Consider the following 12,766-nt stretch of genomic DNA (forward strand, 5'->3'; position numbering starts at 1 on the left):
AACCTCACTCTCCAATACCGAAAATTTTTATTTGGCAAGCCCTTTGTAAAACGCAATTTCAAACAAGTCTCGCGTGCCGGTCATCCCCTGCCCCATAAATAGAAGCAACGCAATGCAGTTCAAAATAATGTGAACATTACGCCAGCGATTGGATCGGTCTTGATAAATATCTTCCACAATGGCTAACGAGAACACCATCAGCAACGCGGCAGTGATCCCAATATAGTAATGAGACCAATACCACTCATTCGTGCGGCGAAACACTCCATCCTGGCAGCCGAGAACGACTAAACCCATACCCGTGAGAGTGGCAAAAATTCCTCGCCAGTGTTTCTCTCTAGCACGATACAGAAATACCAAAGACGCAATCGTAGCTGCAAACATCAGCCCAATGAAGATCACCTGAGCAGGGTTTTTGCTCCAGAGTTGATGCTCGATCAAGCTTTTAAACACAATCGCATAAGCTAGCCCCACCCACGTAACGCCCACAACCGCACCCGTGAGCCAACGTCCGAGCTTAACATGTTCACGTCCAACCACAGGCGGGATTTGGCTTTTACTTCCACCAACGCTTTGCAACCGTCGTTGGCGAGTCTGCCATGCGAAGTGAGTCACAATACCCAGAATAGGGAAGACCACGATAATGGCGAGAATAGGATGGATTAAGGCAAGAAAGTCAGCAATTTCCATAGAGCAAGAGCAACCTTTTTGGAGAAACGGACTTTAACGCATATCTGTCGAGTGCGTGTCCACGCCCTCTAATTTATTGACTATTGTTCAGGATTCTGCGAGCAGCAACATGAGTTGTAGCTGAGAAATCCCTTGAAAAATTCTGTTGTTTGCCTCAGAGAATCCTAATGTTAATTTTTTAATCTGTAAATAAAGTTTTTATAAAAAAGCCTGACTGATCACTCGTTCTCAGCGTGACACTATTTGGGCATAGCATTTTGCTTGTAATTTTTATGTGAATTTTATTAAATATATGTTGATTGTCTTAACATATAAGAAAAGCCTCACAACGGAAACCATGACAGTTTCAGAGTTGACCTCTCAAAACTCAAGGCGTCCTTTTCTCCTACGAGTTCTCCGATTGAGAATAGCCACACTCGTTCTGTTGGGGATTATTGTTGCTGTTAGCACCATCACCATTAAATGGTTTATGGGTGAAAGTAGGGTAACGCAGCTATTTTCCCAATTACAATTCCTACAAGAAAATCCACCCATCTGGCTAGACGTGCCAAGCGTTAGTCATGAATATTATTTACTCATCCCAACGGTAGCATTATGTTTAATTTATCAAGCGCTCGTTAAAATTTATCCCCAACCTCGAACAACATCGCGGGTGATTGTCGTATGCCTCTTGTTGGTTTTGACGCTGCGTTACCTCTTATGGCGATCGCTATCCACCCTAAATTTATCGAACCCCTTAGATGGCTTATTTAGTTTGGGGTTGTTTTTCATGGAACTATTCGTCATTTTGGGTCATAGTTTCCAATGGTATTTAAATCTAAAAATAAAACCTAGGCATCGCGAAGCTGACATCATGGCGGTGGCTGTAAGAGAAGGACGCTTTATACCAACCGTCGATATTTTAATTCCTACTTACAATGAGCCTACAACTATTCTCCGACGAACAATTATTGGCTGTCAAGCCTTAGATTATCCCCACAAAAAAATCTATCTTTTGGATGATACACGGCGAGCAGAGATGAAAAGAATGGCGCAAGAATTGGGATGTGAGTATATAACCCGCCCGGACAATCGCCATGCTAAAGCAGGGAACTTAAATCATGCGATCGCCCAAACTAATGGTGAACTCATCGTCGTATTCGATGCTGATTTTGTCCCGACTCAAAACTTCCTGAATCGTACTGTCGGCTTTTTTCAAAATCCAGAAATAGGACTCGTTCAAACCCACCAAAGCTTTTATAATCCCGATCCAATTGCCCGTAATTTAGGTTTGGAATGTGAGCTGACACCAGAAGTGGAGATTTTTTCGCGTTACTATCAGCTACTGCGCGATGGTATAGAAACAGCCTTGTGCTATGGTAGTTCCTTCGTTGTTCGACGCAGTTCTCTTGAGGCAGTTGGCGGTTTTGTCACCGATTCTTTAAGTGAAGATTACTTTACTGGCGTTTGCCTATCAGCCCAAGGCTATCGGGTGATTTACCTGGGCGAACGTTTAAGTGCAGGCTTGTCCGCTGAAAATATGGCTGGTTATGTCACCCAACGCTTGCGGTGGGCACGCGGCAGCTTACAGGCATTTTTCATTCCGGAGAATCCCTTAACCATTCCCGGACTCGGATGTTTACAACGACTAGCTCATTTAGAAGGCTTATTTCAGTGGTTTACCAGCGTATTCCGTTTAGGATTTATGCTGATGCCCATAGCCTCATCCTTTCTGGGTATCATCCCCTTGCGGGCCACCCTTGTTGAATCACTTTATTTCTTTCTTCCTTACTACATCGCTCAGTTATTGACCTTTTCGTGGTTAAACAACCGCAGTCGGTCTGCATTAGTTTCTGATATCTACGCGGTGGCGCAATGTGTTCCCGTTTCACTCGCGGTGATTCAAACAATGCTGAGTCCCTTTTCTCAAGGATTTAAGGTAACACCGAAAGGAGTCAGACGAGATGGTTTTACCTTCAACTGGGCTTTAGCTTGGCCATTGATTCTGTTATTAATCGTAACTGCTGTGAGTTTATGGCAAAATTTAGACTGGGCGTTTTGGGGTAGTATGTCGATTTCAGGAGAGCCTAAGTTAGCAGAAGGAAGGGCTTTGGCTTGGATTTGGAGTGCTTATAACTTATTCATTATCAGTATTGCTCTGTTAATTTTGCTAGATGTGCCAAAACCCGATCCATCGGAGTGGTTAAACTTGCAGCGAGTCGTGCGAATTCAAGTAAACAGTGCATCGAAATCATCTGACATTGATAATGGTGAATTGCCAATACCTATTCCAAACTTAGACCAAAATTTATGGGGGGTAACGACCATTATTTCAGAAGGAGGAATCGAAGTTGCCTTGACTCAGGATACTGTTCCAAAGCTACTGGAACAGCTAGCCGTCAAAGTAGAAATTATGGAAGAGAAATTAGAATTAACGGGGCAGATTACTCATGTTAGTTTCAGCGATCAGATGCCACGAGTTCGTGTGATGTTTAAATCGTTAAACCTCTCGCAATATCGACAGTTGGTAGAGTTTTTATTCTGTCGTCCAGGACGTTGGAAGCGTCAAAATACACCAGGGGAGTTGCAATCTTTAAGGTTGTTATTCAGGATATTAGTCAAACCCAAAGTTTTGTTTAACCGGAAGTCTAAAGTGAGTGCGATCGCAGTTTCTCAAGTTTAGGATTAGAGTCGGGTGCGTTAAAGGATATCTGACCTGATAGTTCTTAGTCTGAGGAGCATGAATGAACCTCTAATTCTAAAGCTGAGGTAGACGCAACCGCCACGCGATCGCGCCCCAACTTTTTGGCGTGATATAAAGCCATATCTGCTGCCTGGATGATAGCCTCACCCGTCAAACCTTCCTCCGGAAAGCACGCCACCCCCAGGGAAATGGTAATCCGATTCAGGAGTTGATGATGATACTCAACCTGAAGTTGCTTCACTCCTTGTCGAAGTTGCTCAGCTCGGTGCTGAGTATCAGCTAAAGAGGCATCTGGCAAAATCAGAAGTAATTCCTCACCTCCATAGCGACAAGCAATATCTGAATTCCGGATATTGATTTGCAAAAAACTTGCTAATTCTCGTAAAACTTTATCCCCTGCATCATGCCCAAAGGTGTCGTTAAATTGCTTAAAGTGGTCAATATCAATCATAATGACACCCACAGATTGCTCCTGACGATGAGCGCGGAAAATCTCGCGTTTCAGGGATTCTTCCATGTAACGTCGATTAAATAAACCCGTCAGGGGGTCGTGAATGCTCTCATGTTTTAAAGTTTCTCGGAGTTTTAAATTACTGATAGCCAGCGTTAGATGTTCTGCCACCGTAGCCGCTAATTTTTGTTTTGTATTCGTTAAGCGCCCTGGCTCTGGTGAACTTAAATAGAGTAGACCCAACACTTTTCCTTCTGTCATCATCGGGACACAAAGGGATTCATTGGGAGCAGGATCAGCCTGAATATGTTGGCACTGTAATTTAGAATGAGTATGCTGCACAAAACGAGAGCGACGCCGTCGTAGTGCCCAACATTCTTTTAAAGAAAACTCAATTTTACTTTTGAGATCGAGACCCCAAGTTGCTACCGCCTCTAGCTGATTTTGGGTTGTATCCAGCACAAATACTCCGCCCGAACTACCCAAAAAGATTGGCTGTACTAAGGTGGCTAGGGCGCTGTAGGCATCTTCAACGGTCACGCAAGTTTGTAAAAAATCACTCATTTTGCCCAACCGCGCCATCTCTTGATTGCGTTGTTCTAGTTCGTCCACCCAACGAATCAGCTTCTCGTTAGCTTGTTGCAATTCGTCTTCACTCCGGCGCAGTGCTGCTTCGGCTCGCCTGCGCTCAATTAATTCTTCTCTTAACAGTGCATTTGATTCACACAATTGAACCGTTCTCTCTTGCACTCGTTTTCCTAATTCTTCATGAGATTGACGTAGAGCCTCCTGTACAATTTTGCGGTCTGTAATGTCACGGCAGCTATAAAGTCGGGTTCCGCCCTGAATTTCTACACGTTTCACGTTAATTAGGATCGTGTGGCTTCTACCAGCTTTATCCCTAATCGTCCATTCAAGATTACAGATTTCTCTGGAGTTATTGAATTTATCAATCTCAAAAAAATCATTTCCTAACAGATTGGTAATATTCCCTAATTCTTGGGCTTCCTGGGAAGAATAACCAAAAATACATTTTATATTGGGGCAAATATAAGTAAATGCCCCAGTCTCATCGGTAATCAGAACCGTATCAGAAAGATTATTCAAAATGAGTCGGTGGAGTTTTTCGGATTCCCGTAGCTTGGCTTCAACTGGGCAAAATTTTTCCTGAATACTCATCATTTGAGTTTTTTTAGAACAGCTTAATTTTGATGATAGGTGCAGTTCAGTATATTTTCCCATTTGTTCGTTCGGTAAAGCTTAAATCTTCTCCAATGCTTTTTTTATAGCTATCTAAATCCTCATAATCAAAGCCAAAAAGAAAACATCCCCCTCGCGATTCATTTCTGATGAGGGGGCGGGAATTTTGATTGAATTGAACTCAACGTCTATGAGTCAATTCAATTCCTTACGCTTCGGTCAAACTTGCTCAGTAAAGTGTAAGACATTACCTGCCCTTAGCCAAACCAGTGGGAAGGCGTAGAGCAAGAGTCAACTTCTTCAGTTGTGGTTCGACTGACACATTCAGATTTTTGCTGGATGATATAAGCGATTTCCTGACGGATTAGATTTTGAATATGTATCTTGTCCTCTAGAGACAGTTGCAAATGATCAGAGCTACTGGCTGCTTTTTCTTTTTGCTCTCCACTAGGATGCCAATTCGATAACTGGCTCAGGACACGAGTGTTCAAATGACGGCGGAGTTCTGGATTATGCAAGGCTTTTTGATAGGGATAATCCGGATAAGTTTCTAATAGTTGGTTTAGAAGTTCATCAATCACCGACAACATACGATCATCAATTATTTTTGACATTGCTGCCTCCATTTAGGAAGGATGTGAATTCTTGAAAACCAAGGATTTTTCTTAGGTCAATAAATGGTATTAAAAAAAACTAAAAGGCAGGCTCAAGTCCTGCAAGCTTTTGGTTCATTAAGTGCCAGATCTAAAGACCTTCACGCCCTAATCTTGTTAAAGCTTGTAAAGGCTTTTAACGTTAACTTTATCTCGTTTAATTATCTCTTACGTAGAAAGTAATACATTGATAAATTTACAAATTTTTAAATTAAAAATTATGAGGACACTTTTAAATAAATGGCATTGAATTCGTCAGGTAAGACGAATGGCACTGATACAAGGGACGATCGCAAAACTCTCTCTTCAAGCTAGGGTGAGAATCGGTGCTACGTTGCCATCCACGCCTGAGGAATACTCCGACAAAGCATCAAAAATGCTCAGGATTTACTCGTAAATCGCTAACCCGGTACAGGTATGGCAGGGTTGTCCAGACAAGATTGGGGAACGGCATAGAGGATGGATTGGGGTCGAGTCTGAACTAGGAGGATGAACGGCTATCACAGTACGATGAAGATTAGCGAACCCATTTCCAACAACTGCATCCAGCGAGTGAATAATTTTCGACCCCTCCAAACCATAATGTCCTTTCGACTGATACCCAAATCTTTTCTATGGCTGAGCGCCACTATCCTAATTATTACTTTAGGAGGATGCGAAGCTCTTCAGAACTTATTGGGAGGAAGTAGCTATCCCGTAAAACGAGTGTCTGATGGAGACACAATCACCGTCACCGACTCCTCTGGCAAAAACATCAGTGTGCGCTTCGCCTGTGTAGATGCACCGGAAGTTCCTCATAAGGTAGAGGAGAGGAAAAGCAGAAAATTGGTGGATAAAAGCCAATTTAAGTGGGGAGAAAAAGCTCAGCAGCGAGTGCAACAGTTGGTCAAACAAGGTGGCGATCGCGTCAAATTGACGGTCACGGATACAGACCAATATGGACGTAAAATCAGTGAAGTTCGTCTCACCGATGGCACTTTTATTCAGCAGGTTTTAGTAACTGAAGGACTCGCGCAAGTCTATCGACCATACTTAAAAAACTGCCCCAGTGCAGCCATTATAGATGCGGCAGAAGCCGATGCTAAGAAGCGACGTGTGGGAGTTTGGAGTGATAAAAAATATGTCTCTGCTTGGGAGTGGCGGCGCAACAATAAGTAAGAGGTTGAAGGTTGAAAGTTATAAGATTAAAAATTTTAACGTTCAGACTGACCACTGTACCCGAATTGAGGCTCATGCTGCATCGATATTCATTGACAACGTTGTTGATAAATTTGAGCTACCTTATCTCTTGGGTTTAGGCGTAAACACTCAGAAAACAATTGTTTAGCTTTCCTGAAGTGACGGGAATTATAGTTATGCAAGGCTTCTATAAATATTTGGAAAGTAGTTAGCTTTCCTTCTCTTACTTCTGGTGGATCAGCGTCAAAGACTTCATAAACAGCTACCACTTCTGATTTTCCCTTAACTTTAACGCGATCAATAGGACGAATAGCATAGACAGGTTCGTTCAATTGTAAAAAAGTTTGGTGAGTAATTAACAACGATACCCCATAATTTTTTGTTAGATTTTCCACACGCGAGGCTAAATTCACGGCATCACTAATCACCGTACCATCCATCCGATTGTATCCTCCCACCGTTCCTAGCATTAAAGAACCTGTATTGATGCCAATTCCAATTTGGATCGGCATATAACCCGATTTCATTCGTTGTTGATTATATTCCGTAAGGCGGTGTAGCATAGAAATTCCCGCTTTGAGTGCATTATCTGCCTCACCGCTAAACAGCGCCATAATTGCATCGCCAATGTATTTATCAATAAATCCTTGATGCTCAATAATGGCGGGTTCCATGCGAGAGAGATAAGCATTAATAAATTTAAAATTATCTTGAGGAGTCATCCTTTCTGACAGAGTCGTGAAGTCACGAATATCAGAAAACAATACCGACATTTCCTGCTGTACGGCATCCCCTAACTGGACATCAATAATACTTTCTTTATCTAACAATTGGAGAAATTGACGAGGCACAAAACGGGAAAAAGATTGATTGAGTTGAAACAGCTTAGCTGTAAACTTTTCCCGTTCTATTTCAGCTTTTTTCCGCTCGGTAATATCTTGTAAGGCGACAATTGCATAAGCAATATTCCCTTTCTCATCATAGATTGGGGTACCCCAAGTTTCTATAGGAATAATTTTATCTTCTCGATGAATTTCTATATCATTAATTCTCACACTCTCACCTTTTAAGGCTCTTACAGCAGGTAATTTTTCTGTAGGGTATTCTTGAGCGGTTCCTGCTTTATAAACGTGATGAATTTTGGAGATCTCTTCTATTGTAGTTTCCGGGATAACACCTTTACCAAATAACTGATAAGTGATCCGATTAGAGTAGCAGGGTTTGCCAGTGGTATCGAACACGGCTACACCCACGGGTACACCTTCTAGAAATTGGTTCAACCGACTTTCACTGGCTCGTACCTCTGTATACAGTTTGGCATTTTCGATCGAAATAGCAGCTTGAGACGATAAGAGTTTTAATAGTGCCAATCGTTCTGGAGTAAAAGCACCTGTGGTGAGGTTATTTTCTAAATAAACAATACTGATAAGTTTCCCTTGGTTAATCAGAGGTACACACAAAATCGATTTAGGCTGATGCGCTTTGATATAGGGATCGAGAGTAAATTGGCCCTCATGGGTGGCATCATTTAGAAGTACGCTTTCTTGAGTTCTGGCAACATAATTGATAATAGTCGATGAAACCATCACACTGTTTTCAACGGGAAGTGACTGCAACACAGTCACTTGATTAAGACCTACATCACCAGAGGCTTCAATTAATCGTTTACCTTCAGTTTCTAGTATCAATAATCCTTTTTGAGCACCAGCATTTTCGATGAGTATTTTCATTAAGGAAGCAAGTAATTTATCTAGTATAATTTCACCGGAAATAGCTTGAGAGGCTTTCATAACAGAAGCCAAATCCAAAGATTCGATGGATCTGCTACTCGTTGAAATACTTGTCGTTTTTGTAATAGTGTTTTTCCGCCGATTAGCTATTACTGATTTACTGATTAACTGAGGGTATCTTTTTTCTAAGTCCTTAACTTTCGCTAAAGCTTGCCAACAACTGTACCCATAGTAAGCTTTAGTCATATAAGTTTGAGCAATTTCCTCCATCCCACAGTCTAAATAAAACTCTGCTGCTAACTCATAAGCTAAGGCTTCTTCTTGAATGTACCCGTTCTTTCGAGCGCTTTGAATTGCTTGTTTATAAAGCTCTGCGGCTTGCCATTTTTTCCCAAGCACTTTTGCTTTTTCCGCTTCTACCAGTTCGTATTTATGCTGGAAGTTACATGGAGCATGTTTTGCCCAATGTTTCATTAGTTTTTGATTGGTTGATACGAGCTGAATTCCTTTTCTTTGTTCTTTTTTGGTAAACTGAGGATAGTGAGATAACAAGACTAAAGAATAATAAAAATTGTGTACGCTATATTTAAATAATCCAACACTCCCTTCTTTGTATCTTTCAGCTAATCTAGCATTCTCTAGAGCTTCATCTTTATTTTTAAATAAATAACAAAGTAAAGTTTTAGCTAAATATACAGAGAAAATAAATAAAACTGTATTATCTCGCCTGAAAATTGGTAACATTTCAGTTTCATTAAAACATTCACCAATCAAACTGTATTGTTCCAGGTTGGGGTCAAGTAGCTTTAATCCGAGCTGTCTCCATATATTGATATAATGAGAAGAGAAATCCTGATTAATTTTTTCAATTAGGTCACCATACTGACTAAATTTTTGTTCCAAAAATTCTAAATTTTCTCCACTAAAAAATAGGTGGATGCAATATTCGGCGGATGCATAACCCGCATATTCTACCTCTCCAGTTTCTAGTCCGGCTTGAACCGTTTCTTGCAAAGGAATGATTGTTTCCCTGAGAGGCTCTTTCCAAAATCTGACATGGGAGTTAAAAACCTGGAAAACTTTACTTTTAAGTTCTCTGGCATCAAATTGTTCTAAGATTCTTAAGGAAAGTTGACCGAATCGATAGCCAGAATCCAGAGTTTTTGGAGAATTACACAGCATTAATCCATAAAGACCATAAGCATAAGCTGCCCACGGCGAGTTACCATATTCAATACATAAATTCACCATCTTTAAGGCAACCAGAGGTAGCAAAGCTGGATTCACGTTATAAGCAGGAGCAGCAAGATTCATTAAAATTCGCATTGCAGCTATTTTATGGGAATCTATTAAAAATGGTAAAGTCTTTAAATCTGCAATTGGCTTACCCAGAAGTTGTAATTTTGTCCAAAACTGTGCTGACCAAAAATTTAGCTTGTTCGGATGATGAGGTAAGGAAACTCCTAGCATTTTTATAACTTGTAATCCGGTCTGTAACGCTTCTTGGAGTTTATTTTGCGAAATCTCAGACTGGATTTCAATTTCATAAACTCTGACTTTTTCTAACAATGTCTTAGCCTGGTGCTTCACAACAGCAGAAAGCATTGCAGAGCGTTCATAATTCGTGTTCAAATATTCAACTTCTACAGCTTCAATGTGCAAATCGAGTGCTAATTCATACTGGGTTTCCCAGCTATTGTCTGGCAATAGTTTGAATCCTGCATTCAGATACTTGATTGCTACTCCATAAGCTGTCGCTGCTTTGGCTCTTTGGCCTGCCCTTAAATTTAATTTAGCGATTTTATCTCGCTCTTCTGGCTTGGTAATCATCTCAATACCCATATTGAAATGATCGACGATTTTAAATATCTTCTCTGATAAACCATCTGGCGCAGCATTTTGCAATAGCAGGCGGCCAATTTGTAAATGTATGATTTTTTTATCTTCTTCATTAATTAAAGCATAGGCGGCTTGTTGTATTCGGTCATGGGAAAACTTATATTTTTGAATCAAAAGTTGAGAATCCAACTGTGATATAGCTAGAATTAATTCGGATTGAATAGCTGGAATGAGTTCAAAAGAAACTTGTAAAGTTGATTTTTCACAAATAATAGAAAGGGTCTTCAAGTCAAATTCAAAACCTACACAAGCTGCTAATCGTAAAACTTGCTGTGTAAATTCAGGCAACTTTTTTAACTTGCCAAGCATTAATTCAAGTACATTATCCGTGATACTAATTGCCTGAATTTGTTCAATATCCCAACTCCATGGTGAATTTTGAGGATGATTAATGTTAGACTCAAATTCTGAAGTAGCAGGTAAGTTAAACCTGATTAAGTTTTCTGCGTACAATGTTTTCAGAAATTCATTGCTAAAAAAAGGATTGCCGCCAGTTTTCCGAAGTACTAGTTCCGCTAATGATTTTACCGAGCTAAGGTCGCTGTGTAACGTGTCGGCAATCAGGTCGGTAATATGTTTGAGTTCTAAAGGTGCTAAGGTAATTTGGTTGATAATCGCTCCTTGTTGACGCATTTCTTCAAGAGCGATCGCTAAGGGATGGATAGAATTGACTTCATTATCTCGATACGCTCCAATAAAAAATAAGTGTTGTGATTTTTTAAAAGTGGGCATCTCCCCTGTTGTGCCTGTTACCCCTTCTGTCATCATCAGTTTGATCAACTTTAGTGTTGCGGAATCAGCCCACTGGAGATCATCGATAAATATAACTAAAGGATGCTTTTTGGAACCAAAAACTTTAATAAAGTTTTGAAAAACTAAATTAAAACGATTCTGTGACTCAGTAGCACCTAAAGTGGGGACGGGTGATTGAGAACCAACAATCAGTTCAACCTCAGGAATCACATCAATAATTACCTGTCCATTAGCACCAAAAGCTTGTAATAACTTGTCTCGCCATTGCTGAAGCTCAGCTTCACTTTCTGTTAACACTTGGCGGACTAATTCAGTCAAGGATTGAATTACTGCGCTGTAGGGAACATCCCGCTGAAACGGGTCAAATTTACCTCGGATGAAATAACCCCGTTTTTGAGTTATCGGTTTATACAATTCTTGGACTAATACGGATTTACCAATCCCGGAATAACCCGCGACTAGCATCATTTCAATATGAGATTTTTCCGGGGACACTTGAGAAACCAAAGCTTCAGATTTCTCTTTTTCTACCTCGATTTCCCCAGTCGCAACTCGCTCAAAAGCTCTCAGTAAAACTTCAACTTCTCGTTCTCGACCATAAAGTTTTTGAGGAATCTGAAACCGAGAAGAAATATCAGCACTCGCGAGCAGAAAAGTTGATATCTTTCCTGTGTGTTGTAATTGATGCCAACACTCGGCTAAATCCCTGTGAATTCCCCAAGCACTTTGATAGCGTTCCTCTGCTGTCTTCGCCATCAATTTCATCACGATATCGGAAATTATTTTAGGGATATCTGGCTCAAGAACATGGGGAGGTACAGGCTGTTTCGCAATATGACAATGGACTAACTCTAGAGCCTCCTCTGTCTGGAAAGGAAGCTGATGAGTCAATAGTTCATAAAAGGTGACTCCAAGGGAATAAAAATCCGTGCGGTAATCTAGGGAACGGTTCATTCTTCCGGTTTGCTCCGGAGAAATATAAGCCAAGGTTCCTTCTAACAGTTGAGGACTGGTGAGGCTGGGGTTTTCCCGTGCTAAAACCGTAGAAATGCCAAAATCAATCAGTTTAACTTGTCCGGTTTGAGGGTTAAAAACGAGATTCGAGGGATTAATATCTTTATGAATAATATTGTGATGATGAACTTGTCCTAAACTTTGAGTAATTTGCAGGGCAATGGGTAGAAATTCTGATAAGGAGAAGGGTTTTTGAGAGAGCCATCTCTTCAAGGATTCCCCGCCAAAATCCTCTAACAGTATGACAAGGGTATTTTGATAGTTTTGTAAGTCGTAGACTTTCACTACCCCCTCTAGGTTGAGCTGACGAGTGATTTCATATTCCCGTTGATAGCGGCTCAGGTCGTCAGGCGTGGGATAATCTTGTTTGAGCATTTTCAAGATAATCGGTTGCCCATCCGATTCTCGGAACCCTCGATAAACCAATGAGTTGACACTTTCATAAATTTGTGATTTAAATGTAATACCTGTAATATCGACAGTAATACGATTCATGTTCGGCTAAGATTTTTAG

7 protein-coding genes are annotated in these 12,766 nt (G+C 40.8%); 3 read left to right on the forward strand and 4 right to left on the reverse strand.

The window, feature by feature from the left end; translation table 11 throughout:
• Positions 1–27: 27 nt before the first annotated feature.
• The gene (locus tag MIC7113_RS19425) at positions 28–690 is read right to left on the reverse strand and encodes a DUF4079 domain-containing protein (protein ID WP_015183874.1); all 663 of its coding nucleotides are present in this window, start codon (positions 688–690) and stop codon (positions 28–30) included.
• 337 nt (positions 691–1,027) lie between these two features.
• Between MIC7113_RS19425 and MIC7113_RS19430 the strand changes: the two genes are divergently transcribed.
• Positions 1,028–3,352, forward strand: coding sequence for a glycosyltransferase (locus MIC7113_RS19430; protein WP_041781034.1), 2,325 nt, complete (start codon positions 1,028–1,030; stop codon positions 3,350–3,352).
• A 43-nt stretch (positions 3,353–3,395) separates the two neighbouring features.
• Here the strand turns inward: MIC7113_RS19430 and MIC7113_RS19435 are convergent, their stop codons facing one another.
• Together MIC7113_RS19435 and MIC7113_RS19440 are read right to left on the reverse strand one after the other, a co-directional pair.
• A complete protein-coding gene (locus MIC7113_RS19435) occupies positions 3,396–5,006 on the reverse strand; it encodes a sensor domain-containing diguanylate cyclase (protein ID WP_172642248.1) in 1,611 nt (536 codons plus the stop codon).
• Positions 5,007–5,281: 275 nt separating this feature from the next.
• A complete protein-coding gene (locus tag MIC7113_RS19440; protein ID WP_015183877.1) occupies positions 5,282–5,638 on the reverse strand; it encodes a hypothetical protein in 357 nt (118 codons plus the stop codon).
• 307 nt (positions 5,639–5,945) lie between these two features.
• On the opposite strand from MIC7113_RS19440, the gene MIC7113_RS38700 reads away from it, so the two are divergent.
• The gene (locus MIC7113_RS38700) at positions 5,946–6,074 is read left to right on the forward strand and encodes a hypothetical protein (RefSeq protein ID WP_256374760.1); all 129 of its coding nucleotides are present in this window, start codon (positions 5,946–5,948) and stop codon (positions 6,072–6,074) included.
• A gap of 185 nt (positions 6,075–6,259) precedes the next feature.
• Positions 6,260–6,835, forward strand: a complete 576-nt coding sequence (locus MIC7113_RS19445; protein ID WP_041781036.1) for a thermonuclease family protein — start codon at positions 6,260–6,262, stop codon at positions 6,833–6,835.
• Positions 6,836–6,924: 89 nt separating this feature from the next.
• On the opposite strand, the gene MIC7113_RS19450 is transcribed toward MIC7113_RS19445, so the two are convergent.
• Positions 6,925–12,747: a protein kinase domain-containing protein gene (locus tag MIC7113_RS19450; protein ID WP_015183881.1), complete on the reverse strand. Its 5,823-nt coding sequence runs from the start codon at positions 12,745–12,747 to the stop codon at positions 6,925–6,927.
• Positions 12,748–12,766: the final 19 nt, after the last annotated feature.

The sequence above is a fragment of the Allocoleopsis franciscana PCC 7113 genome (genome assembly GCF_000317515.1).
Classification (GTDB): domain Bacteria; phylum Cyanobacteriota; class Cyanobacteriia; order Cyanobacteriales; family Coleofasciculaceae; genus Allocoleopsis; species Allocoleopsis franciscana.